Source organism: Pedobacter lusitanus, from assembly GCF_040026395.1.
GTDB lineage: Bacteria > Bacteroidota > Bacteroidia > Sphingobacteriales > Sphingobacteriaceae > Pedobacter > Pedobacter lusitanus.
On sequence record NZ_CP157278.1, the window covers coordinates 562,402 to 587,682 of the forward strand.

The window sequence follows — 25,281 nt, forward strand, 5'->3', positions numbered from 1 at the left end:
AAAACCATTTTATATGTTGCATATACTGCAAACTATTCTGGACTGGTCTGAAGTCTGGGCACTATTAATCCCGGCAGCTGTCCTGTTGTATAAAAAACAACCGGTTATTCATAAACCGGTTGTTTTTTATGTATGGCTGGCTTTGGTTATTAATATAAGTATTGACACGATCTGGAAATTCAGGAAATATCTTCCCGCCAGTCTCAGCTCTAACAATTACTTGTATAATCTGCATTCAGTAATCACATTCTTTTTATTCAGTTCATTTTTTATTGGTCTTAAGCAACCATTTATAGTAAAGATCAAGAAAATTATCCCTTTTGTCTTTATCGTTTTTCTTTTGGTGAATTTTGTTTTTTACGAAAACTTTTTTGATTACTGGCGATTGAGCAGCAGGTTATTGTCGGTTGAAGCAATTTTACTCCTGTTTTATTCACTTAGTTATTTTCTGTTTAAGGTTCACGAAAATGTAAATGTGAACATATTCACTACCGACTTCTGGATTGTCACCGGTCTGGGGTTGTATGTAGCCGTTAATTTTTTTATTTTCCTGTTATACAATGAATTAACGACACACATGATAAATTTCGCAATCAATCTATGGAATGTACATAATATCTCTTACATCGTTTTTAACCTATTTATAGCTAAAGGATTTTATGGATCTGATAAGCATTGACATCAGGCTTTTTGTTGTGGTTGGGATTGCAGCGATGTTACTGCTGTTTATAAGCTTTCTATTGATCTTCATCTTTACACAACGCAAAAAATTACAATATCAGAATTCCCTTCAGGCTTTGAATGAGCAACAAAAGAATCAATTGATAGAAGCTGCAATAAAAAGTGAAGAAACGGAACGTCATCGTATTGCGGAAGAGCTTCATGATGAGGTTGGCGCTATACTCGCATCCTCAAAACTGCATTTTCATAGTATCAAACTAGGTACAGGTGAATATAATGAGAGCATTTATAATAAAGCCAGAGAATTACTGGATGAAGGGATCAAAAAAGTAAGAAACATGTCACACAGCCTGCATTCTGCCATTTTGCAGGAATTTGGGCTGAATGAGGCGATCAGTCACTTTGCCAGTAAAATTGCACATGAATCTCTGATCGAGGTAACAACACAACTTGATCATGAGTGTTATCATGACCTTAAAAATGATATCAGTATCTACCGTATTATTCAGGAATTGTTTAATAATATTATTACGCACGCCAAAGCTTCTAAGATTCACATTGTATCGGAGTATACTGATCAGCAATTACTGATGAAAATTTCACATAACGGTAAAGGTCTTACCCAGCAGCGTTTTGAAGAACTCAGGTTCGAGAAAAATGGTCTGGGGCTTAAAAACATACAAAACAGGGTTATATTTTTAAAGGGTAAGCTTCTTTTTTCAGTACAGGAAACAGGTTATCAGATAGACATCTGTATTCCGGTTAATTAAATAAAATCATGGATAAAATAAAAATTGCTATAGCGGATGATTATGCCATATTCAGGGACGGCTTAAAAGTAGGCCTGAATCAGGATCAGAATATGGAGGTAACCGTGGAAGCAGGTAACGGGACTGAATTACTGGAAAGACTGGAAAAAAATGTAGTTGATGTTATCCTGATGGATTTAAGAATGCCTGGTATGGATGGCATGGAAGCCACCAAACGGATCAGAGAGAGATTTGTACAGACGAAAATCATTGCTGTCACCTTACATGATGAAGATAGCTTTATAGTCCATTTAATGGAAATAGGTGCAAATGCTTATTTACTAAAAGATGCCGATCCGCTGGATATCAGAGAAGCAATTTATGCCGTTCACCTGCATGGTTACTACTTTAATGACCTGGTTAATAAAGCTCTTTTGAAAAAATTAATCACCAAAGGGAACTTCAAACCTGCTTTTAATCAAAAAGTGGAACTTTCAGATCGCGAGCTGGAAGTATTGCAGTTAATCTGTGATGAAAAGACGGCAATTGAAATAGGTACGGAAATATTTTTAAGTCCGCGCTCCGTAGAAGGTATCAAACAGCGTCTTATTGATAAAATCGGGGTACGCAATACTGCAGGCCTTGTACTGTTTGCGGTAAAAAATGGGTTGATCTAACCTTAGCCGCAAGTTAGTTTAACCCTGTAACTAAGTAGAATTACTCATTTTTTTTAATGCGTATATCCACTATGGTGACAACCAGGTTATATCCACAACTTTATTCTGTGCAATGAAGCTTCAAATTAACGCACCTAAACAACAATTTATTTAAAAAATTAAATTATGGCAAAGTTAAAATTAACTCATTCAGAATTAGCAGCACTTGACGCCCTTATTGCAGAATTGCAGGGAGACCACAAAGGAGTCGAAGCTGAAGTTGGAGATCTTAAAGCATTTATTACTGCGGTAGTAAGAACAGCTGTTCAGGCTACTAAAGTTGCAATAAAAGCTACTCCTTATGTAACTGACATTGTAGAAGTAGCAACTGCTATTTTAGGAAAAGAAACACATGATGAAGCCAGCAAATCTTTAGAGAAACATGCTAAAGCTGGTATCAACGTTCAGCAACTAATAGAACTTCGTAAAAAGTTTAATTAATTACTGTTTTAAGGGCGGGCCTGATTGCACCCGCCTTTAAAATTTAACCTTAACCACATGACTTCTTCAACAGACATCAGCATTATCTATGAATCCATAGTAGCATGTATTCTTGCCATATGGTTTCTGCTTACTATTTTGTGTCAGTTCAGGGATACAAAATTTTCAGCCTATATCAGACATACGATTGATATTTTCGGACTAATTCCTTTATGGACTTTTTTTGCACCTAATCCCGGAAAAAGTGATTATCATTTATTGTACAGAGATAAAATCGACGATGAAACCAACGGCGACTGGGAAGAAATGGATATCACCGAAGAGCGTTCTTTATGGTCATGGTGCTGGAATCCTGATAAAAGGGATAAAAAAATATTATCAGATGTAATCCAGAGCCTGATCTCAAATATCCCCCATTATAAAACCGAAAATGGATATGATCTGCTCATGTTTTCTATGCCATACCTGATTGTATTACATGCAGTAAGTCATTGCCGTTGTGAATCGGGCAGCGCCCAAAGACAGTTTATGCTGGCCGAAACGTCAGGATATCTGAAAGAAGCCCCTCCTTCTGTTATCTTATTATCAGTATTTCACCAAATATAAATTTGACTTATGATATCTATTATAGAAACCAATCAGCTTATTCTGATTATCCTGAGTATTGGATTATTTATTTCAACGATGGAGTATATCAAAAAGATTCAGATATTTTCTTCAACCGGACTGCTTTCCTGGAATGTAATGCAGCTGCGATGGGAGAAAAAAGATCAGGAATCTGTTTTCAGCCCATTATTCAAGCTATTTAATGAAAAAGGCCTGGCCATTATTTTCGCACTCAGATGCCTGATTATTTTTGGATTATTATTCTTCCCGCTCGAAACAACTTATGGATGGATATTAATCGGTTTGCTTGGATGCAGCCTGCTGGCAAGCTCAATGATCACCTTTTATGGCAGTGATGGTTCAGATCAGATGAACATGCTGATCATTATTACTTTGTTTCTGTGCCATTTCCCTGTAGTTACGGGTTCACGTCTGGCTACTATCGGACTCTGGTTTATAGCTTTACAAACCTGTCTTTCTTATACTGTCGCTGGTATTGCCAAATTAGTTTCTGCAGAATGGCGTGCTTCTACAGCGATCAAGGATGTATTTTCTACCAAGACTTATGGCTCAAGATGGGCAGCAGTGCTGCTGAAAAAATATCCCGGAGTAAATGTATTCTTATGCTGGAATGTGATGATTATGGAGACCTTATTTCCTTTATGTCTGATATTGCCTTCCAATTATGCATTGATATTTATTATCTGGGGATTTTTGTTTCATCTTTTGACGGCTATAATTATGGGGTTAAACTCATTCTTCTGGGCCTTTATGGCAGCATATCCAGCCCTGTTTTATGTCAATCATCAAATTCAGGCCTACCTTTATTAAATCAAAAAAGACAAATGGCATCTGCTTTAACTATAAAAAAGGATATTATACTATTTGACGGAATATGCAATTTCTGTAATAGTTATATCAATTATGTAATCAGTCATGATGAGCATAACAGATTTGTTTTTGCGTCATTGCAAAGTGATACGGCAAAAGAACTATCTGCAGCTCATCAGATTGATCTGCAAAGTCTGAACAGCATTATTGTCATACATCATAAAAAGATATTTACCCGGTCTGATGGTATTATCCATATTGCAAAACATTTAAAAAGTAAATGGTCATGGCTCTTGCTGCTGGCCGGATATATACCTCAGTCAGTCAGAGATTACTTTTACACTTTATTTGCCAACAGACGATATAGCTGGTTTGGACAGGCAGACAGCTGTATGATCCCGACCAAAGAGGTCAGAGAAAAATTTCTGACCTGAACTCAAAGCCGGATAAATTACCAGCTCATTAAATCCATTACTCTTTTAAATTCATCCTGCACAGTCGCCTGTATATGTATATCTTCCTGCGTAACAGGATGTTTAAACTGAAGTTCTGAAGCATGTAATAACATGGTCGTCATTTCCCACTGTTCTTTAAAAAATCTGTTCTGCTTATTACAACCGTGTTTGCGGTCACCGATAATCGGATAAAAGATATGGGCAAAATGTTTGCGAAGCTGATGCATTCTTCCGGTTGTCGGACTGGCTTCAACCAATGAATACCTGGATGTAGGATGTTTACCAAATGCAACCTCAAGTTCTGCTCTTTTGAGTGTAACAAAGGCAGTAAAAGCTTCCTGAATAGTCCCGTTTTCTTTAGCCAGCGGATAATCTATTTCTTCACTGTCAGGCGCATAACCTCTCACTATGGCAAGGTATTTCTTTTTCACCTCTCCATTCTGGAACTGCTGCTGCATAGCAATTTCAACGTCTTTCTCAAAAGCAAATAATAATAAACCGCCGGTTTTCCTGTCTAAACGATGTACCGGACTCACGCGTCTGTCTACCTGATCTCTTAGCATCTGCAAAGCAAATTCTTTTGCATCATTGGCTATAGATGAGCGGTGTACAAGTAATCCGTGTGGTTTATTGATCGCAATTAAATGATCGTCCTGGTATACAATTTCAAGCATTATTTTTTTTCGCGAATATAGGTTTTTATATACAGATTCATATATTGCCCCTTAATGGAATCAGACCAAAAGATCATCAGACAAAGCAAATGGATGTGGGAAAACTGTTTACCCCACATTTCTCTGGACTGCGTAGTATTCGGTTTTCATGATAATCAGCTCAAAGTGCTGTTGCTGAAAATGGAGGCCACTCAGAAATGGTTATTACCGGGTGGTTTTGTGCTCAAAAATGAACATCTGCAGGATGCTGCTCACCGGGTATTATTTGAACGCACAGGAGCTGAACGTATATATCTGCAGGAATTTGGTGTATTTGGAAGTTTAAACCGTTCTGAAGGATTCTTTGAAAGCTATCCTGATGATTTGTGGTATAAGCAGCGCTTTATCTCTGCAGGGTTTTACGCACTGGTAGATTATACTGCAGTTAATGTAACACCTGATGAATATAGCGATACCTGTCAGTGGAGCAATATTGATGATTTACCTGAACTGGCAATGGATCATCAGTTAATCTATGACAATGCTTTAGCTATATTAAGACAGCAGCTCAGTCATAAACCCATTGGTTTAAATCTTCTTCCGGAAAGATTTACAATTTCAGAACTACAAAAACTATATGAAACCATATTGGGCAGGTCACTGAACAGAGGCAATTTTTACCGCCGTATTATGCGGTTTGGTATCCTGGTTAAACAGGAAGATCCCCGTAAAGGCGGGGCACATAAAGCGCCCTACCTTTACAGCTTTGATCCTCTGAAATATCAGGAGTCCCTGCAGGGACTTGATTGGTAGTGGCTATTTCCAGCCACCACCTAATGCGCGGTAAAGATTAACCACCGCTTGTAATTTCTGTAAATGGTCACTCACACCACTTAACTGTGCAGCCAGTAAACTTTGTTCTGATGTTAATACATCGGTATAATTTGTGGCAGAGCTATAGCGCAATAAATCCTGTGTATAGTCTACTGCTTTAACCAGTGCAGCAACTTGTTTGGCTCTTGAGTCCTGTTTCTCTACTGCAGTCTGATATGCGTAAAGTGCATTTGATACCTCCTGCCCTGCAACCAGCAAACTTTGCTGAAAGTTATTCATGGCCTGTATTTGTTGTGACTGAGCCGTTTTTAAACGGGCTTTGTTTAAACCCTGGTTAAAAATTGGCTGGGTCAGTCCTCCTACTAAATTATAAAAGACAGATTTATCAAAAAAGTTTTTCAGTGTCAGATTGGAGAATCCACCACTGGCTGTTAATGTTAAACTTGGATAGAAATAAGTTCTGGCCAGATTGGTATTTTCAAAAGCACCTCTGAAGGCAAGTTCAGCCTGCTGAACATCAGGGCGGTTTTGCAATAACTGAGCTGGAACACCAGTAGCCAATGCTGCAGGAACTGACTGCGATTCCATTGTACTTCTGTCAACAGTTCCAGGATTCTCGGCCAGCAGGATATGCATGGCATTTTCTGCTTCCCTGATACTCTTTTTCAGATCTGGTATAGAAACTTCAGTTGCATAACGGCTTGCTTCACTTTGTACTACAGCTGCTCCGTTAACTACTGCACCTTCTTTTAAGGTTTTCATAGTTTCTACATTGATAATTCTGCTTTTAAGCGTTTCCTGTGTGATAGCCAGCTGCTGATCTAAAGCCAGTAAACTATAATAGTTATTGGCAATATCTGCAATCAGCTGTGTCTGAATTGCTTTTTTAGCTGCATCTGTTTCCAGGTATTTTGCTAAAGCTGCTCTTTTACTACTGCTTAGTTTTCCCCAGATATCTGCTTCCCAGGATGTACTTAAGGACAATTTATAAGTATTGGTCAGCGTATTAATATTAATCCCGGGAGGAAAATTCAATCCTGCAGAAGACTGTTTACTTCTGGTTACACTGGCATCAGCACTTAAAGTAGGCAGATAAGCCAGTTTCGCCTGTTGCAGCGTAGCCTGTGCCTGTAATATGTTCTGGATTGCATTTTTCAGATTCACATTCTGATCCAGACCTCTCTGAATTAAAACCTTCAGCTTCTCATCGGTAAACAGGGTCTGCCATGGCTGGGAAGCCATGGTTGCAGAATCTGTTACATTTTGTCCGCGATACAGTCCGTCGGTATTCACTTTCGGTGTTTCGTAGGTTTTCGTTACTGAACACGCACTGAAAAGAGCTGCAGCGGCCAGCAGGGCAAAAACCTGTTTGTTATATTTATGAGTCATTTTATTCGTTCTAAAATTTATAATTCTTCTTCCTCATCATCCTCATCATAGCTTTTCTTAGCCGGACCACTGATTTTTTCCTGTAGATTCTGGAAAATGATAAACAATACCGGGATTACAAATACACCGAGTAATGTTCCGATCAGCATTCCTCCTACTGCACCGGTACCAATGGATTTGTTACCCACCGCACCTGCACCAGTAGAAAACATCAGCGGCACTAATCCGAAGATAAAGGCAAATGAAGTCATCAGAATTGGTCTCAGACGGGCAACGGCACCTTCAATAGCCGACTGTACCACTGGCATTCCGTTTCTTCTTCTGTCTAAGGCAAATTCTACGATCAGAATACCGTTTTTGGCCAGTAATCCGATGAGCATGATCAGTGAGATCTGGAGATAAATATTACTGTTCAGCTTAAAGATGATAGAGAACAGATAAGCTCCTGCCAGTCCGAAAGGAATAGATAATAGAACTGCGAAAGGCAGAATATAACTTTCATACTGCGCACTTAACAGGAAGTACACGAAAATAAGACATAAAACAAAGATGAATATAGTTTCACTGCCCGAGGCCAGCTCTTCTCTGGTCAGACCGGAGAACTCATATCCATAACCGGCTGGCAATGTTGTAGCAGCTACTTCCTGAATGGCTTTAATTGCATCACCAGAACTGAAACCCGGATTAGGTGCGCCAGTGATAGATATAGAGCTGAAAAGGTTAAACCTTGAAATAGATTCCGGACCATATACCCTTGTCATTTTCACAAATTCTGTAATCGGCGCCATATTACCAGCGTTATTTCTGACAAATATTTTATTTAATCCTTCTGGGTTAGCACGGAATTCGGCCGCTGCCTGTACCATGACTCTGTATTGCTTTCCAAACTTATTGAAGTTGGAAGCATACAACCCGCCATAATAACCTTGCATGGTTTGCAGAACCGCGTTTACACTAACCCCTGCATCTTTACATTTTTCCAGATTTACATCCATCAGGTATTGCGGGAAACCAGGGTTAAATGGTGTTGTCGCATACTGAATTTCCGGACGTTTGGACAGTGCAGCAATAAACTGGTTATTGATCTTGAAGAACTCGTCTGTGGTATGTCCGCCTTTATCCTGAAGCTGGAATTCAAATCCTCCACTCTGACCAAATCCCTGTATCGTTGGCGGAGAAATAAAGAAGATACTCGCTTCTCTGATTCCTGCAGTTTTAGCAAAAAGCTGTCCGATTACCTCATTAACACTCAGTTTACGTTCATCCCAGGTTTTTAGCTTCAGGATAACCATACTATATGCACTACCGGCACCGGCAGTAAAGTTCTGCCCTACAATACGCAGGGTATTCTGAACACCGGGTATGGTATTGGCAATACTGTCAACCTGTTTGGTCACTTCTGCTGTACGCTCCATAGAGGATGAAGGTGGCAAACTGATATTGGCAAATACGGTTCCCTGATCTTCTGCCGGTACAAAAGCCGAAGGCGTAGTTTTCATCATATAAAACAAAGCAGCTGCTGCTATGACAATACTGCCTAAAACAATCCATTTTTTAACAGAAAGAAACTGTACTGAACGTTTATACTTGTTGGTTACGTTATCGAAAGCAACGTTAAAAGCAGTATAGAATCTTTGTATAAAACTCTGATGTTTATGATCATCTGCATGTGGCTTTAATAGCAGTGCGCAGAGTGCCGGACTTAATGTTAAAGCATTTATTGCCGACAGAATAATTGCTACGGCAAGTGTGATACCAAATTGCTTATAAAATACTCCAGTAGAGCCTGTAATAAAGGTAACCGGAATAAATACCGCTGCCATTACCAGGGTAATCGAGATAATCGCACCTGATATTTCGCCCATGGCATCTATAGTTGCCTTTTTAGCTGATTTATAACCATGATCCAGTTTGGCATGAACCGCTTCGACGACCACAATCGCATCATCCACCACAATACCAATGGCCAGTACGAGAGCGAAAAGTGTTAGCAGATTGATTGTAAAACCAAATAAATTCAGGAAGAAGAAAGTACCCACAATAGCCACGGGAACTGCAATTGCAGGCACCAGTGTTGATCTCAAATCCTGTAAAAAGATAAATACTACGATAAACACGAGAATAAATGCCTCGATCAGAGTATGAATTACTTTATCAATTGAAGCGTCAAGATTCTCATTGACGTCTACCAGTGTGGTATATTTTATTCCCTTAGGAAAGGTCTTTGCAGCGTCTTCAATAATCTTTTTCGAATTGTTGATTACATCTCTTGCATTGGAACCCGGAGTCTGACTGATAGCTACTGCTACAGATTCTTTACCATTGGTTTCAATGGTAGCGGTATAACTTAATGCGCCTAATTCTACTTTAGCTATATCTTTTAAGCGTAGTACCTGTCCTTTACCAACTGATTTAATGATAATATTTTCAAACTCAGTTGCTGTAGTTAAACGGCCTTTATATTTAATTACGTATTGAAATGCCTGGTTCCCATTTTCACCAAATTTACCTGGTGCAGCCTCAATATTCTGTTCAGCCAGTGCTGCAGAAATATCACTCGGTATCAGACTGTATTGCTGCATCATATCAGGTTTTAACCAGATACGCATGGAGTAATCTTTGGAACCGAAAACAGTTGCGTTACCAACCCCGGTAACACGCTGAATTTGCGGCACCAGATTGATCTTGGCATAATTCTGTAAAAAAGTCTGATCATATGTCTTATCATCACTGTATAAGGAGAAGATCAGCAGGTTACTGCTTTGACTTTTGGTTACTGTTACTCCTGCCTGAGTTACCTCTGCAGGCAATAAACTGGTTGCCCTGGATACCCTGTTCTGTACGTTGACAGCCGCTAAATCCGGGTCAGTTCCTACTTTAAAGTAAATTGAAATACTTGCCGCACCATCGTTTGTAGCGGTAGAAGTCATGTAGGTCATGTTCTCTACCCCATTAATCTGCTCTTCGAGCGGGATAACGATACTTTTTAAAACCACATCGGCATTTGCACCGGTATAACTGGCAGCAACATTAACCGTAGGCGGTGCTATATCTGGATACTGCGCTATTGGCAGTGACGTGAGTCCGAGTATCCCCAGAATAACAATAATCACAGAGATTACTGTTGAGAGTACCGGTCTTTGTATGAATATTTTAAACATCTTCTCTTATTTTAAATCTGCGTAAACAGTTTCCGGATTTTCGGCATTCGCTTTAATCTGCGTACCATCTTTTAAAGTTGCAACTCCCTCGAGTACAATCTGATCTCCTGCTTTCAGGCCATTTTCTACCACAAAGAAATTTCCTGCTGTATTTTCCATTACTGTAACGGCTACATTTTTGGTTTTTCCATCTGCTCCGACTACGACTACAAAACGTTTATCCTGTAATTCAAAAGTGGCACTCTGCGGAACCAGAATTACATCTTTCAAAGCATTTGGAATTCTTACTGTTGCACTGCTTCCACTGCGGATAATACCTTTAGGGTTTGGAAAACGGGCTCTGATATTGGCCGATCCTGTGGCTGTATTAATCAGGCCATTTACAGTTTCAATATTCCCTTCTTCTGTGTAAGGAGAACCATCAGAAAGTAACAGCGAAACTTTAGGCAGTTTAGCCAGTTTTTGTGCAAATGAACCACTACCGTCTTTAGTGAAATCTAATAAAAGCTTCTCATTCAATGCGAAATAAGCGTAGACATTCCCAATGCTTGAAACTGTCGTTAAAGGATCTGCAGTAGTGCTGCTCACCAGACTTCCCAAACGGAAAGGGATAGATCCAACTACACCATTAACCGGACTGATCACTGTTGTAAATCCCAAATTAGTTTTAGCATTAACCAGACTTGCTTTTGCTGTAGCAACTGCTGCCTGAGCAGATTCATAAGTATATTGAGCAGATTCCAGCTCATATTTACTTACTATATCTTTTTCTACCAGTGGCTTAACTTTATTGATAGCCAGTTTGGCCGCATTGAGTTTAGCCAGTGCGTCTGCTATACTTGCATTTGCTGTTCTGACTTCCTGCTCATACTGAGGTGCACTGATTTTAAAAAGTGGCTGACCAACTTTGACAACAGCACCTTCATCCACAAATATTTTATCAATGTATCCGTCTACTCTTGGTCTGATTTCAATATTCTGCTGTCCTTGTATACTGGCAGGGTAATCTGTGTTTAAAGTGGCAGATCTGGGCTCCAGTTTCAGAACTTTATATTCCTTCACCTGCCCAGCTGCGGCGGCGGCCTGAGCGGCCTTGTTTTTATCGTTGCCACATGAGGCGAGGGTTAATCCTGCAATGAACAGGAGCCCAATCTGTATTGATGTTTTCATATTATTATTACTTGCTGATGGGTTTTCTATTGTTTATTAATTATTTAATACGATTTATTATTCTGGGTAGATCATTTCTAAAATGAGTTGTTTTCTTTGTTTCATGAGTTTAGCATATTCATGATCATCTATTTTCATAAATCCTTTGCTTAAGGTAGAAGTGAGTAAAGGGTATGCCATTAAAGAAAACAGGTTCATCATAAAATGACGGGGGTCCATAGCCTTAATATTTCCCTTATCCATTTCAGCTTTTACTTCTTCAAGAAATGGCTTGGTATGACTGTCATGAACCTGATCAGCATGTCCCTGGTCATAACGGTTGGTTTCTGTAATCAGGAATAACTCCCGGTAAGGAAAAGCAATAGTCTGATCCATAAAAACGTGAATTAGTTTTTTCAGTTTTTCTTTAAAACTTTGTTTTCCTATAAATGCATCTCCCATAATCTGACGTAATTCGTCCAAAGCTTCTTCAGTAACCAGTTCAAACAGATGTTTTCTGGATCTGAAATAGTAATGGACAAGAGTTCTGTTCACACCGGCTGCATCAGCAATATCCTGAGTGGTTGCATGTAATTTTCCTTCTGCAAAGAATATCTTTTTGGCAGTGTCTTTAATTAGCTGTTCAGTTCCTTTGTCTTTTACTGGCATCTGTCTGTTGTTTAATATTAATGTTTGACAATTTTGTTAAGTATTAATATTAGTGATTGCCCGGATTTTAACCTGAGAATGCAGTCAAACCTGAAAAGATTCTCTCCTTTTATTGATATTAACCGGGAATGTGGGCAAATTAGGCAAAGCAGGTACGTTAAAAAAGAGAAATTGACCAGCAGGCAAAACACACCGACGAAAAGCAGTTTTGACAGGATTTAGCTAATCAGCAGTTTTCAGTAGTTTACTGACGTGACTTTCATCTGTCAGTCCGAATTCACTGGCAATTTGTTTAAGACTATAGTGTCCGCTGGCCATTCTTTTACGGATCAGAACCTTACGATAGTTACCGATATATTCACGAAGTGTCAGCCCTGCATTTCTCTTAAAATAAGGGCCGATATAATCAGCGGTAGTATGAAAATGTTTAGCCATCACCCCTGCTTTGAGTTTGTCTGGCGTGTAGATATGTTCATGGATATAGGCAAATACATTCTCCATTGCCCTGCTCCTGGCAACTGAAGAAGTGATTTCAGGAAGATTTCTTCTCAGGATTGTGGCAATTGCCATAATTTGCAGCCAGATAAGCCGCTCATTGGTTTGAATATCAGGTTTCAGCCCAATAATTACTTCATAGATCAGATCTATCAGATACTGATCAGTTGTACTTAATTGAAAACCTGATAAACGGGTTTCCCTGTTTTTAATCAGATATTCCATTTCCTGTACCCACTGATCTTTTATTTTTTCCTCGCCATGCAGATAGAAATCTGTAAACTTCAGAAAAACAAAACGGGTACTTTCTGTAATATCAAAGTAGTGTTCATCTTCGGGCCCCAGAAGAAACAGGTTGCCTTGCTGATAACTGATGATTTCTTTATTGAGATGATGGCTGCCTGTCCCTTTTTTAATATAAATCAGCTCATAATGATTGTGATTATGAACCGGATGCGGCCAGGTCTTAATTTCAAAATCCGAAATAATAACCGGCAGGAACTGGCGATAGCGTTTCATAGCGGAAAGATACAAAAACTTATCAGTGTTTTACCAGATCACAGCACTGTTTTACCTGCAAATTTGAATCATGAAAGAGATCAATATAACTTATCTGCTTGCCCGTCTGCCTATCGGCATGAGTATGCTTGGACATGGACTGGTGCGTTTACCTAAACTGGCTGCATTCAGCGAATGGATGGTCAGTTCTTTTAGTAAATCTGTATTGCCCGGGCTGCTGGTTTTGCCATTCAGCTATTTACTTCCTGTACTGGAGATGATTACAGGACTATTATTGCTATCCGGACTTTTTACACGTTTTGCTGTTCTGCTGGGCTCAGCAATTATGCTGGCACTGGTTTTTGGCTCCTGCATGATCGAACAATGGGAAAATGTCTTTATACAGGTATTATATGGTGCCTATTTTAGTCTGCTATACCGTTATCTGAATTTCAACAGCTTATCTGCTGATCAATTAATTATCAAAAAATAAAATGAGTACAAGAAAAGATTTTATCAGGCAGTCAGCAATTTTAGGCGCAAGCTCTCTGCTGCTGCCAGGAAATACATTTTCAATAGAACAATCAGCTATGCAAAATTCATTAAAAGAATCCCGGTGGGCAGATGGTTCACGTCTGGTCATTTCTATTTCCATGCAGTTTGAAGCAGGCGGAGAGCCGGAAACCGGTTTTGATAGTCCATTCCCTGCTAATATGGAAAAAGGGTTTACAGATATACCTGCTAAAACCTGGTTTCAGTATGGTTATAAACAGGGTATTCCCCGGTTATTGGATTTATGGGATAAACACAGGATTAAAGTAACCAGTCATATGATTGGTGAGGCGGTAAAACACAGCCCTGAACTAGCCAGAGAAATTGTGAAACGCGGACATGAAGCTGCTGCGCATGGCCTGAACTGGACGCCGCAGTATAATCTTTCTTATGAACAGGAGAAAAAATTCATCAGTGATGGAGTGGCTATTATTAAAGAGGTAACAGGGGAAACGCCCAAAGGCTATAATTGTAACTGGTTAAGAAGAAGCAAAAATACACTGGCTATTTTGCAGGAACTTGGTTTTACTTATCATATCGATGACCTGAGCAGAGATGAACCTTTTCTGATTCCGGTAAACGGGAAGAATCTCGGGGTGGTTCCTTATACCCTGCGTTGCAATGACATTCAATTACTGGAGGGCCGGTATTTCTCTTCACAACAATTTGGAGAACAGCTTAGACTGGAGTTTGATCAGCTGTATGCAGAAGGTGCAAAATACCGCAGACAAATGTCAATCAGTACGCATGACAGAATCAGTGGAACTCCGGCTCAGGTCAGGGTACTGGACGAATTTCTGGCTTATGCAGCTAAACAGCCTGGTGTTAAGTTTATGCGGAAAGATGAAATTGCCAGGCTCGCCCTTCAGGATAAAACTACAGTCATTGATCAGGATTACCGTTAAAAATCTGCTGTTAAACATAAAATTTAAAATAGGATCAGCTTAAGCATGGTCATAAATATTTAAAAATGATGAATAATTCATTATCAGGTTATAAACAGAAAACAGCACTGATAGTTGGTGCCAATGGCGTAATCGGAAGTAAGCTGATCTCACATTTATGTGCTGCAGGCAGCTGGGATATTATCGGGCTATCGCGTCGCGGAGGGGTAAATAAAGACAGGTTGAGTTTTATCGCAGTTGATCTGTTAAACGCTGAAGATACAGTAGCAAAACTGACTGCACTAATAGAGGTTACGCATGTTTTTTATGCTGCTTTTCAGGATCGTCCCAGCTGGGCAGAAATGGTTGCTCCTAATCTGGCTATGCTGGTTAATGTAGTCAATGCGATAGAACCTGTTGCTAAAAATCTGGAACATATCAGTCTGATGCAGGGCTATAAAGTATATGGCGCGCACCTTGGCCCATTTAAAACACCTGCAAAAGAGACTGATGGTGGTCACATGCCACCAGAGTTTAACGTGGATCAGCAGCAGTTTTTAATGCAGCGTCAGCAAGGGAAGAAATGGACATGGTCAGCTATCAGACCTTCGGTAGTTGGTGGTACAGCATTGGGTAATCCTATGAATTTAGCGCTGGTAATTGCTATGTATGCTTCAATATCGAAAGAACTGGGCATACCATTGAGGTTTCCTGGAAAGCCGGGAGCTTATGACAAGCTTATGGAAGTAACAGATGCGGGGCTTTTGGCAAAAGCTACAGTCTGGGCGGCAACAGAGCCACAAGGCTCAAACCAGGCATTTAATATCAATAATGGTGATTTATTCAGGTGGAATGAATTATGGCCTAAAATTGCTGCTTTCTTTGAGATTGAAACTGCTCCTCCTTTGCAGTTACAATTGCAAACTGTAATGGCCGCTCAAAAACATTTATGGGCTGACATGCAGCAGAAGTATCAGTTAGCTCCATTTGATTATGATTATTTATCCTCCTGGGCATTCGGTGATTTTGTGTTTTCATGGGATTATGACTTCTTCGCCGATGGCTCTAAAGCCCGCCGGGCAGGATTCCATGAATATGAAGATACTGAAGAAATGTTTATCCGCTTGTTTAAAGAGTTTCGCTTAAATAAGATTATACCATAATTGCTGATATTGCGAAGCCGCTGGTAAACAAAATTCAGCTCCGGATCATCCTTTATCCGGAGCTTTTATTAATCCTTTAACAAATAGGGTTTCAGTAATTTATTCCAGATCTCATAGCCTGTCGCATTCATATGCAGCATGTCCTCTTTGAATAACTTAGGCTGCATCTCGCCTTTCTGATCCAGCATTGGCTGATAAATGTCAATAAATCTGATATTCTCCTCTCCTTTTAGAAATTCCTTAACCAAAGCATTGGCTCTTATCCCCTTTGATAAGTATTGAACTCTTGAAGGACTGGCTTTGATCGACAGATAAATAATTGGAACTGCAGGTAATTTAACTCTTATATGGCTGTAAAGCTTTTTGAAATCTTCAAATACAACGTCTCCGCTTACTGCTTTAATCAAATCGTTTTCACCTACATAAATAACCAGCTGTTTTGGATGATAAGGAAAAACAATGTCCTCCAGATAACGATCGACATCGGTTGTTACCGCACCGCCAATTCCTCTGTTTAATACAGTATAGTCTTTAAATGTTTTGGTAAAATCAACCCATAACCTGATTGAAGAGCTCCCAATAAACAATATAGGATCTTTTGGAGGTGCATAGACCCGGTCATATTGTTTGATCGCTTGTATATCATCCCAGAATGCAGGTTTATCCTGCGAAAATGAATTGTAATTAAACAATAAAAGGAATGTGGAGCTAAATGCAATTACTTTTAAAACTTTCAACATGTTCAAAAATATCCATTATATCGGTAATCCTGTAAAAATTGGCTCTGTCGATACTTAAATTCGGTAAAATATTGGTTACTCCGGCTCATCCCTGTCTGGGTCAGGTCAGCATTTCCAGTAAATATGGTAATGCGGGATTATCATTACTTTTCTTCCATACGGCGTATAATTCTGTTTGCTGCGGTATGTTTTTCAATTCTATAAATTTAACCCCTCGATTTTCTGAAGTAGCCAATGAGGTCGGAATAATGGAAAGCCCCATTCCATTTTCTACCAGTTTAAATATGGTTGGTGCATGAATAGAACGATGAGAGAGTTTAGGCGTAAAACCCTGATCTGCACATAAGTTCACAATCTGCTGATAATAAAGCTGACTCTGGTCATTCGGAAAAAGTATAAAATATTCGTCTTTTAATTCTCCCACATGCTTAAAATTCGAAACAGACAACGGATAATCTGCGGGCAATACAAGTGTAAAAGTTTCTTTATAAACGCTTTTGATCATCATATCCTGCCCAACCTGATTGGACCGCATAAAGCCAAGATCAATATCTCCCTTTTCCAGGGCAAAAAGCTGTTCTTTATTGGTTAATTCTTCCAGGTGGAATTCAATATTCGGACAATCACTGTTAAATTGTTTAAGCAAGACTGGTAATACAGACTGCATCGCCGAAGCAACAAAGCTGATTGCCAGCTGTCCGGTATTCCCTTTTTGCAGCAATTGCACATTATTAACTGCTATCTGCATTTTTTGAATTACCTGAACAGTATCTTTATAAAAGAGTTTTCCAGCTTCATTTAAAACAACGCGTTTATTAGTCCGGTCAAATAAAGAATGGCCAAGGTATTGTTCTAACTGTTTAATTTGCTGGCTCAAAGCTGATTGAGATATAAACAGCTTTTCGGCAGCCTTCCGGTAGTGCAGTTCTTCGGCCAGTACTTTAAAATAATTTAAATGTCGCAGCTCTATTTGATTAGTGATACTTATCATAGTTTAAGTAATCAGTATTATTACTAATGGTAAAACTAATGATATTTGAGATTGTAAACCAAAAATAAACTTTATAATGATCAATAAAATTTTAAGCCTGGGCCTTGGCAAGGTGGGTACGCTAGTGGCAACATTGCTGAGCGACCAGTTCGAAGTTACCGGAATGGACAAACAAGCTCCGCATTATGATTATGAACTTCCATTTAGTATAACCACAGGAGATGTATCTGACCTGGTTTTAATGGAAAAAATGATCGGTCAGTTTGATGCAGTTGTTTCTGCCCTGCCATTTTTCTTAAACAGTCCTATTGCAAGAATCGCGCATAAACTGGGAAAACATTATTTTGATTTAACTGAAGACGTTCCTACAACAAATGAAATCATAAAACTGAGTGAAACCGCAACTTCGGTTATGGCTCCGCAATGTGGTCTGGCACCGGGACTAATTGGTATTATTGGTGCTCACCTGGGTAATGAATTTGAAAAACTAAGATCAATTGATATGCGGGTTGGTGCTTTACCCAAGTACCCGAATGGTGCAATGGGTTATGCATTTAACTGGTCTGCGGCTGGGGTAGTCAATGAGTATATCAATGATGCGGAGGCTATTCATCATGGTCAGCGGAAAATGGTACCGTCATTACAAGGCAAAGAGACTATCAATATCAATGGTGGAATATATGAAGCTTTTTATACTTCTGGCGGACTGGGTACAATGTGTGAAACTTATGCCGGTAAACTGGACAGACTTGACTATAAAACTATCCGTTATCCGGGCCATTGTGATCTGATGAACTTTCTGATCAACGAATTACACCTGAAAGAAGATAAACAACAACTGGAAGATATTCTTAAAAACGCAAAACCTCCTGTAGATGAAGATGTTGTTATTATCTATGCAAATGCTGAAGGATGGAAAAACAAGGAGTTAAAGCGTAATGAATTCTGTAAGTCATATGGCCCGATTGAGCTGAACGGTAACTCATGGAGAGCTATCTCCTGGACGACTGCAGCAAGTATTGTGGCTGTTGTGGAAATGGTTGCCAGCGGCGCATTACCTTCAAAAGGCTTTATCAAACAGGAAGAAATATCTTTTGAAGCGCTTTTAAACACCAGATGCGGAAGCCTCTTTAAATAATTACTATGAATTTTAACAATAACAGCCCTTTAGATATTTTCCTTACCGAACTTTTTAACCGGTACCGGGAAGCTGTACCGGAAGTTGATCAGATCACAGCCGCTTTACTCAAAAATGACGTTGTCAGTTCTCAGGATGATATCGTAAATGATCATATTGCTTTCAGAACAATGGGAGTGCCGAATCTCGGTATACAATCTTTTGAAAAGATCTTTCTGTTTCATGGTTATCAAAAGAGAGATCACTATTATTTTGAAGAAAAGAAGCTGGATGCTTATTGGTATGCTCCTCCTTCTCCTGAATATCCACGGATCTTTTTAAGTGAGCTTAAAGTGGATCAGCTTAGTCAGGGTACACAGGAAATTATCAAAAAATATACTGCTGGTATTACCTCAGATCCGGTAGATGCACTCGATCTGAATAATGGAGAGGCTATTGCTGCATTTTTACATCACCCTTTATGGAGGCTGCCAGATCTGAAAGATTATATCGCCCTGCTGGAAGAAAGTGAATATGCCGCCTGGGTAATTTACAATCGTTATTACCTGAACCATTATACCATCAGCGTTCATGCTTTAGGCAAAGGTTATCAGTCCCTGCCAGATTTTAATCAGTTTGTAGAAAGTCTGGGCATTAAACTGAATGATGCCGGAGGAAAAATTAAAACAAGCGCTGACGGACTGTTAAGTCAGAGCAGCACTGTAGCAGGAACACATGAGGTTGTATTTGCTGATGGCGAAAAAACACAAATTGCAGGTAGCTATGTAGAATTTGCTGAGCGTTCTGTTCTGCCTGCCTTTAGTCATCTGAAACCGGAAGAAATTCTCCCGGTACACAGAAGAGAAGGTTTTGAAACAAGCAATGCCGATAAAATTTTTGAAAGTACTTATACCGGACAGATAAAGTCCTGAAATTATTAAAGATATGGATATCAAAAAAGTATTAAAAGAGTTAGGAATCACTGAAAATAACAGTGGTACTTCTACCGGTCATCAATGGATGGATACTGGTGCAAAGATTATTGTTTCTTCTTCACCGGTAGATGGTAAAGAAATAGCGAAAGTAAGTACAACCACAGCTGAAGATTATGAAAAAGTAATCCGTACAAGTGCAGATGCCTTTTTATTCTGGCGCAATGTACCTGCTCCGAAAAGAGGTGAAATTGTCAGACAACTGGGTGAAGCACTCCGTCATCATAAAGAGAATCTGGGTGTTCTGGTTTCTTACGAAATGGGAAAAAGTTTACAGGAAGGACTTGGCGAGGTTCAGGAAATGATAGATATCTGTGACTTTGCTGTTGGATTGTCCAGACAATTATATGGCCTGACTATGCATTCTGAAAGACCGGGACACAGAATGTACGAGCAATGGCACCCACTGGGTATTGTTGGTATAATTTCGGCCTTTAACTTTCCGGTAGCTGTATGGAGCTGGAATGCTGCTTTAGCCCTGGTTTGTGGAAACGTTTGTGTCTGGAAGCCTTCTTCCAAAACACCACTTTGTGCTGTTGCCTGTCAGCATATCATTGCTACTGTTCTGAAAGCAAATGATATGCCTGAAGGAATCAGCTCATTAATTACAGGGAATCCAGTTGGTGACCTGATGAATAATGACCCGAGAATTCCAATGGTATCATTCACTGGTTCTACCAGAGTTGGGCGTTTGGTTTCTTCAGCTGTTGCCGGCCGTTTTGGAAGAACAATTCTGGAGCTTGGAGGTAATAATGCTATCATCGTATCTAAAGATGCAGATCTGGATATCGCAATTATAGGAGCTGCATTTGGCGCTGTCGGCACTGCAGGACAAAGATGTACTTCAACCAGACGATTAATCATTCATGAAGATATTTATGAGGAGTTTAAAAAGAAACTGATAAAAGCCTATGCACAGCTTCGCATTGGTGATCCTTTAGATCAGAACAATCATGTTGGACCGCTAATTGATAAGGCCGCCGTTGAAGTCTATTTAGAGGCTATTGAAAAAGGCAGGGCTGAAGGCGCTAACTTCATTGTAGAGGGTGGTGTTCTTGCTGGCGGACCTTATACCTCAGGATGTTATGTATCTCCATGCGTGGCTGAAGTTAAAAATCACTATCAGATTGTACAGGAAGAGACTTTTGCCCCTATTTTATATGTGATGAGCTATAAAACCCTGGACGAAGCTATTGCACTGCAAAACGGTGTTCCGCAAGGGCTTTCATCTGCTATCATGACCCTGAATTTAAGGGAAGCTGAATTATTCCTTTCTGCCAATGGATCTGACTGCGGCATCGCTAACGTAAATATTGGTACTTCCGGTGCTGAAATTGGTGGTGCTTTTGGTGGTGAAAAAGAAACAGGTGGTGGAAGAGAAAGCGGATCTGATGCCTGGAAAGGATACATGCGCAGACAAACCAATACAATTAATTACGCTGATAAATTACCGCTTGCACAAGGCATCAAATTTGATCTTTAGTCTAATCTGTTTATGACTATCAGCAATGACAAAATGGAATCCCTGTCCGTTTCGCTGGACGGGGATTTCTTTACTGACAACCAGACCCGCATACTCTATGCTACTGATGCTTCGGCCTACCGTGAAATGCCACTGGCTGTTGCCATCCCCAAATCTGTTTCAGATCTTAAAAAGCTAATTCTATTTGCGGCAAACCATGGGATATCGCTGATTCCGCGGACTGCCGGTACCTCGCTTGCCGGTCAGGTAGTAGGCAAAGGTATTGTTGTTGATGTTTCTAAATATTTTAACGGCATACTGGAACTTAATACGGAAGAAAGATGGGTTAAAGTACAGCCTGGTGTAGTTCGTGACGAACTTAACCAGTACCTGAAACCTTTCGGATTATACTTTGGGCCTGAAACCTCAACTGCTAACCGCGCAATGATTGGAGGAATGGTTGGTAATAATTCTTGTGGTTCCAATAGTCTGGTCTATGGAAGTACCCGTGAACATACACTGGAAATCAAAGCTCTGTTAGCTGACGGGTCCGAAGCCGAGTTTAAATCTCTTGGATTTGAAGAGTTTATCGACAAGTGTCAGGGAGATACTCTGGAAAATGATCTGTACAGAAATATAAGGTCTTTATTGGGTAATTATGAAAATCAACTCAGCATCCGGGAGCAGTTTCCTGTTAAAACTATTCAGAGACGAAATACCGGTTATGCTATTGATATTTTACTGGACTCCGCTCCTTTTACAGCGGACACACCTGACTTTAACTTCTGTAAACTTATTGCCGGTTCTGAAGGAACACTGGCATTTATGACAGAAATAAAGCTGAACCTGGAACCCCTGTTAAAAGATGAAACAGCCTTACTCTGTATACATTTTAATAGTATTGATGAGGCACTAATGGCCAATCTGATTGCCTTAAAATACAGTCCGATAGTAAGCGAGCTGATAGATCATCTTATTCTTGAATGTACAAAAGAGAATATTGAACAGTCCAAAAACAGATTTTTTGTTTCGGGTGATCCTGCTGCAATCCTGGTCGTGGAATATTCAGGAAGAGACAAACAGGAAATTACGGAAAAAGCAGCAAGAGTTGAGGCAGAAATGAGATCAAATGGCCTGGGATATCATTTTCCTTTAGTATTTGGTCCGGATATGTCCAGGATCTGGTCCTTAAGGAAAGCTGGTTTAGGTTTATTGAGTAATCTTCCCGGAGACGAAAAAGCGGTTGCTGTAATTGAAGACACAGCAGTTGATGTGAAAGATCTGCCTGCCTATATTCGTGATTTTAATGAGATCCTTAAAAAACACGGTCTGTTCTCTGTTCATTATGCACATGCAGGTTCAGGAGAAATACATCTGCGTCCTATATTAAATCTGAAAACAGCAGAAGGTAATCGTCTGTTCAGGGTAATTGCAGAAGAAATAGCCGGACTTGTTAAAAGATACAACGGTTCACTAAGTGGAGAACACGGTGATGGCAGATTGCGTGGCGAATTTATAGAACAAATGATTGGGCCGCGTAATTATAAAATGCTCCGCGAGATTAAAGCCACCTGGGACCCTAAACATATATTTAACCCCGGAAAGATAACTGATACACCTGCCATGGATACCATGCTCAGGTATGAACCCAATCAGCAGACGCCAGAGATTAAAACAGTATTCCGTTATCAGAATCAGAATATTCTGCAGCATGCTGAACAATGCAATGGTTCAGGAGACTGCCGTAAGTCACATTTGGCTGGTGGTACGATGTGTCCGTCTTTCATGGCTACCAGGAATGAGAAAGACACGACAAGAGCCAGAGCTAATATGCTGCGCGAAATGCTGACCCATTCTACTAAAATCAATAGATTTGATCACCAGGAGCTTAAAGACGTTATGGATTTATGTCTCAGTTGTAAGGGTTGTAAGTCTGAATGTCCGTCCAATGTAGATATGGCTAAACTTAAAGCTGAATTTTTACAGGGTTATTATGATGCTAACGGAGTTCCGTTAACGACAAGAATTGTAGCCGGTTTTAACCAGATAAACAGACTGGCTTCTCTGACACCAGGTTTATACAACTGGAGCATAGGTAATCAAACGATAAACAGCTTGATTAAAAGTACCTGTGGTTTTGCAGCAGAACGCTCTCTCCCATTATTGTATAAAACAACTTTGAAGAAATGGTATATGCAGCATAAGCCTGTTGCTAAATCAGTGACTGGTGGTGCAAAAAAAACTGTGTATTTTTTCTGTGATGAATTTACCAATTATTCAGATACAGAAATTGGTATTAAAGCTGTTCTTTTATTAGAGAAACTTGGCTATCAGGTTATTATCCCTAAACATCTGGAGAGCGGAAGAACATGGATTTCCAAAGGGCTGCTGCGCAAAGCCAAGAAAATTGCTCAGCATAATGTATTTCAGCTCAGCAAACTGATCACCAGTGATACTCCTCTAATAGGTGTAGAACCTTCAGCTATATTAACTTTCAGAGACGAATACGTTGATCTGGTAGATTTACCACAATTATCTATGGCACAGGAATTAGCTAAAAACTGCTTGTTAGTTGATGAATTTCTGGCCGGAGAAATTGCAGCGGGAAATATTTCCCGGGATAGTTTTAGTAAAGAAAGTAAACTGATTAAACTTCACGGCCACTGTCAGCAAAAAGCCTGGGGTGCCGTGGATGCTTCCAGACAAATTCTGGCTTTTCCGGAGAATTATAAGGTAGAAGTGATTCCTTCTGGCTGCTGTGGTATGGCCGGCTCATTCGGCTATGAAAAGAAACATTATGGGTTATCCATGCAAATTGGAGAATTAGTCTTGTTTCCTGAGGTCAGAAAAGCAGCAGAAAATGTGATTATCACCGCAACAGGTACAAGTTGCCGGCATCAGATTAAGGATGGCACGAGTAAAAAAGCCTTGCATCCTATAGAAGTACTTTATGAATCTCTAATCTGAAAAAGAAAATAGCTGTCCATTTTTTTGAGATGGCTATTTTCTTTTAGCTGATGATTATAGCTCTATGTTTACGTTCCATTCGTTTAAATACCTCATCATTGTTTTGTCATTTTAATGTAATCCAACTTGTGAATAATTGCTGATGTAGTACATTTGACCAAAATGCAGCTATAGTCAGCATAAAACAAAAACAATTTTATAGTTTTATTGCTTTCATATTATTAGAACAAATAAAAACCCTGATTTAAATTATATTTGGCTGCATCAAACCTAAAGAATGGATCCTAACACAGAAAATCCGAATATCACGCCTCGCAAATATGTCATCTCTAAAAAACTTGACAGCATGTTCTTCGGTATATATCACGCTTATCAATTTGTAGCTCGCTTTTTCAGAGAAGTCTTTGTACCACCCTACGAGTTTAAAGAAATTATACATCAATGTTATGAAGTAGGTTATAAATCCCTGCCACTCATTTCACTCACCGGCTTTATTACTGGTGTCGTATTTACGAATCAATCAAGACCATCACTGGCAAATTTCGGAGCAACTTCCTGGTTACCTTCATTGATTTCCATTGCAATTATACGTGCATTAGCTCCGCTGGTTACTGCGTTAATTGCTGCTGGAAAAGTAGGCTCCAATATGGGTGCAGAACTGGGTTCTATGAAAGTTACTGAACAGATTGACGCGATGGAAGTGTCGGCAACAAATCCATTTAAATACCTGGTAGTTAGCAGAATATTAGCCACTACCTTTATGATCCCTATACTGGTAATGTATACTGCATGTGTAGCATTAATGGGCGCCTTTTTAAGTGTTCACAGTAATGAACAAACGAGTTTTTCAATGTTCTTTTCACAGGTATTTGATACAATCAGCTTTTTAGATATATTTTCTACTACCTTTAAGTCAACCGTTTTTGGCTTTACCATTGGTGTAGTTGGATGCTATCATGGATATAATTCATCAAAAGGTACTGAGGGAGTTGGAAGAGCAGCCAATTCGGCGGTTGTTGCAGCGATGTTCCTGATCTTTGTTGAAGAAATTATTATTGTTCAAATTGTAAATGCTTTCCGTTAATT

General features: G+C 39.6%; 24 protein-coding genes. 16 read left to right on the forward strand and 8 right to left on the reverse strand.

Features of this window, described 5'->3' with window-relative positions; all coding sequences use genetic code 11:
* Nucleotides 1–13: 13 nt before the first annotated feature.
* The 7 genes from PL_RS02545 to PL_RS02575 all read left to right on the forward strand — a co-directional run bounded on the left by PL_RS02545 (nt 14) and on the right by PL_RS02575 (nt 4,458).
* Nucleotides 14–679, forward strand: coding sequence for a hypothetical protein (locus tag PL_RS02545; protein ID WP_052496279.1), 666 nt, complete (start codon nt 14–16; stop codon nt 677–679).
* The gene (locus PL_RS02550; protein ID WP_041882183.1) at nt 660–1,451 is read left to right on the forward strand and encodes a sensor histidine kinase; all 792 of its coding nucleotides are present in this window, start codon (nt 660–662) and stop codon (nt 1,449–1,451) included. The genes PL_RS02545 and PL_RS02550 overlap by 20 nt, the downstream gene beginning before the upstream one ends.
* Nucleotides 1,452–1,459: 8 nt before the next feature.
* Nucleotides 1,460–2,107 (forward strand): response regulator transcription factor, encoded by a 648-nt coding sequence (locus PL_RS02555; protein WP_041882182.1) that lies wholly within the window; start codon nt 1,460–1,462, stop codon nt 2,105–2,107.
* Between the two features lie 165 nt (nt 2,108–2,272).
* A complete protein-coding gene (locus PL_RS02560) occupies nt 2,273–2,587 on the forward strand; it encodes a hypothetical protein (RefSeq protein ID WP_041882180.1) in 315 nt (104 codons plus the stop codon).
* Between the two features lie 57 nt (nt 2,588–2,644).
* The gene (locus tag PL_RS02565; RefSeq protein WP_041882177.1) at nt 2,645–3,193 is read left to right on the forward strand and encodes a hypothetical protein; all 549 of its coding nucleotides are present in this window, start codon (nt 2,645–2,647) and stop codon (nt 3,191–3,193) included.
* A 9-nt stretch (nt 3,194–3,202) separates the two neighbouring features.
* Nucleotides 3,203–4,024, forward strand: coding sequence for a hypothetical protein (locus tag PL_RS02570; RefSeq protein ID WP_052496277.1), 822 nt, complete (start codon nt 3,203–3,205; stop codon nt 4,022–4,024).
* A 14-nt stretch (nt 4,025–4,038) separates the two neighbouring features.
* Nucleotides 4,039–4,458, forward strand: a complete 420-nt coding sequence (locus PL_RS02575; protein WP_041882175.1) for a thiol-disulfide oxidoreductase DCC family protein — start codon at nt 4,039–4,041, stop codon at nt 4,456–4,458.
* Between the two features lie 17 nt (nt 4,459–4,475).
* Here PL_RS02575 and PL_RS02580 read toward each other — a convergent pair whose 3' ends face one another.
* Nucleotides 4,476–5,153 carry a pseudouridine synthase gene (locus tag PL_RS02580; RefSeq protein WP_041882174.1) on the reverse strand — a complete coding sequence of 226 codons (678 nt, stop codon included), beginning with the start codon at nt 5,151–5,153 and terminating at the stop codon, nt 4,476–4,478.
* A gap of 54 nt (nt 5,154–5,207) precedes the next feature.
* On the opposite strand from PL_RS02580, the gene PL_RS02585 reads away from it, so the two are divergent.
* Nucleotides 5,208–5,945, forward strand: a complete 738-nt coding sequence (locus PL_RS02585; protein ID WP_041882172.1) for an NUDIX hydrolase — start codon at nt 5,208–5,210, stop codon at nt 5,943–5,945.
* 3 nt (nt 5,946–5,948) lie between these two features.
* On the opposite strand, the gene PL_RS02590 is transcribed toward PL_RS02585, so the two are convergent.
* From PL_RS02590 to PL_RS02610, 5 genes are all read right to left on the reverse strand, one after another.
* Nucleotides 5,949–7,355, reverse strand: a complete 1,407-nt coding sequence (locus PL_RS02590; protein ID WP_041882170.1) for an efflux transporter outer membrane subunit — start codon at nt 7,353–7,355, stop codon at nt 5,949–5,951.
* 17 nt (nt 7,356–7,372) lie between these two features.
* Entirely contained in the window at nt 7,373–10,516 is a 3,144-nt protein-coding gene (locus tag PL_RS02595; RefSeq protein ID WP_041882168.1) for an efflux RND transporter permease subunit, read from the reverse strand.
* Between the two features lie 6 nt (nt 10,517–10,522).
* Complete coding sequence (locus PL_RS02600) at nt 10,523–11,686, reverse strand: efflux RND transporter periplasmic adaptor subunit (RefSeq protein WP_052496276.1); 1,164 nt, start codon at nt 11,684–11,686, stop codon at nt 10,523–10,525.
* A 57-nt stretch (nt 11,687–11,743) separates the two neighbouring features.
* Nucleotides 11,744–12,334 carry a TetR/AcrR family transcriptional regulator gene (locus PL_RS02605; RefSeq protein WP_041882165.1) on the reverse strand — a complete coding sequence of 197 codons (591 nt, stop codon included), beginning with the start codon at nt 12,332–12,334 and terminating at the stop codon, nt 11,744–11,746.
* 222 nt (nt 12,335–12,556) lie between these two features.
* Nucleotides 12,557–13,348 (reverse strand): AraC family transcriptional regulator, encoded by a 792-nt coding sequence (locus tag PL_RS02610; protein WP_041882163.1) that lies wholly within the window; start codon nt 13,346–13,348, stop codon nt 12,557–12,559.
* A 70-nt stretch (nt 13,349–13,418) separates the two neighbouring features.
* Between PL_RS02610 and PL_RS02615 the strand changes: the two genes are divergently transcribed.
* From PL_RS02615 to PL_RS02625, 3 genes are all read left to right on the forward strand, one after another.
* On the forward strand, nt 13,419–13,820 hold the full coding sequence (locus tag PL_RS02615; RefSeq protein WP_041882160.1) for a DoxX family protein: 402 nt from the start codon (nt 13,419–13,421) through the stop codon (nt 13,818–13,820).
* Nucleotide 13,821: 1 nt separating this feature from the next.
* Complete coding sequence (locus tag PL_RS02620; protein ID WP_041882159.1) at nt 13,822–14,784, forward strand: polysaccharide deacetylase family protein; 963 nt, start codon at nt 13,822–13,824, stop codon at nt 14,782–14,784.
* A 65-nt stretch (nt 14,785–14,849) separates the two neighbouring features.
* Nucleotides 14,850–15,926, forward strand: coding sequence for an SDR family oxidoreductase (locus tag PL_RS02625; RefSeq protein WP_041882157.1), 1,077 nt, complete (start codon nt 14,850–14,852; stop codon nt 15,924–15,926).
* A 68-nt stretch (nt 15,927–15,994) separates the two neighbouring features.
* Here the strand turns inward: PL_RS02625 and PL_RS02630 are convergent, their stop codons facing one another.
* Together PL_RS02630 and PL_RS02635 are read right to left on the reverse strand one after the other, a co-directional pair.
* Complete coding sequence (locus tag PL_RS02630) at nt 15,995–16,666, reverse strand: GDSL-type esterase/lipase family protein (RefSeq protein WP_041882154.1); 672 nt, start codon at nt 16,664–16,666, stop codon at nt 15,995–15,997.
* A 100-nt stretch (nt 16,667–16,766) separates the two neighbouring features.
* Nucleotides 16,767–17,657: a LysR family transcriptional regulator gene (locus tag PL_RS02635; RefSeq protein WP_041882151.1), complete on the reverse strand. Its 891-nt coding sequence runs from the start codon at nt 17,655–17,657 to the stop codon at nt 16,767–16,769.
* Nucleotides 17,658–17,733: 76 nt separating this feature from the next.
* Here PL_RS02635 and PL_RS02640 point away from each other — a divergent pair, with 76 nt between their 5' ends.
* From PL_RS02640 to PL_RS02660, 5 genes are all read left to right on the forward strand, one after another.
* On the forward strand, nt 17,734–18,795 hold the full coding sequence (locus PL_RS02640) for a saccharopine dehydrogenase family protein (RefSeq protein ID WP_041882149.1): 1,062 nt from the start codon (nt 17,734–17,736) through the stop codon (nt 18,793–18,795).
* Between the two features lie 5 nt (nt 18,796–18,800).
* The gene (locus PL_RS02645; protein ID WP_041882146.1) at nt 18,801–19,706 is read left to right on the forward strand and encodes a DUF1338 domain-containing protein; all 906 of its coding nucleotides are present in this window, start codon (nt 18,801–18,803) and stop codon (nt 19,704–19,706) included.
* A 13-nt stretch (nt 19,707–19,719) separates the two neighbouring features.
* Nucleotides 19,720–21,249 (forward strand): L-piperidine-6-carboxylate dehydrogenase, encoded by a 1,530-nt coding sequence (gene amaB / locus PL_RS02650; protein ID WP_041882143.1) that lies wholly within the window; start codon nt 19,720–19,722, stop codon nt 21,247–21,249.
* A 12-nt stretch (nt 21,250–21,261) separates the two neighbouring features.
* Nucleotides 21,262–24,195, forward strand: coding sequence for an FAD-binding and (Fe-S)-binding domain-containing protein (locus PL_RS02655; protein ID WP_041882142.1), 2,934 nt, complete (start codon nt 21,262–21,264; stop codon nt 24,193–24,195).
* Nucleotides 24,196–24,472: 277 nt separating this feature from the next.
* Complete coding sequence (locus PL_RS02660) at nt 24,473–25,279, forward strand: MlaE family ABC transporter permease (RefSeq protein ID WP_052496275.1); 807 nt, start codon at nt 24,473–24,475, stop codon at nt 25,277–25,279.
* Nucleotides 25,280–25,281 lie beyond the last annotated feature (2 nt).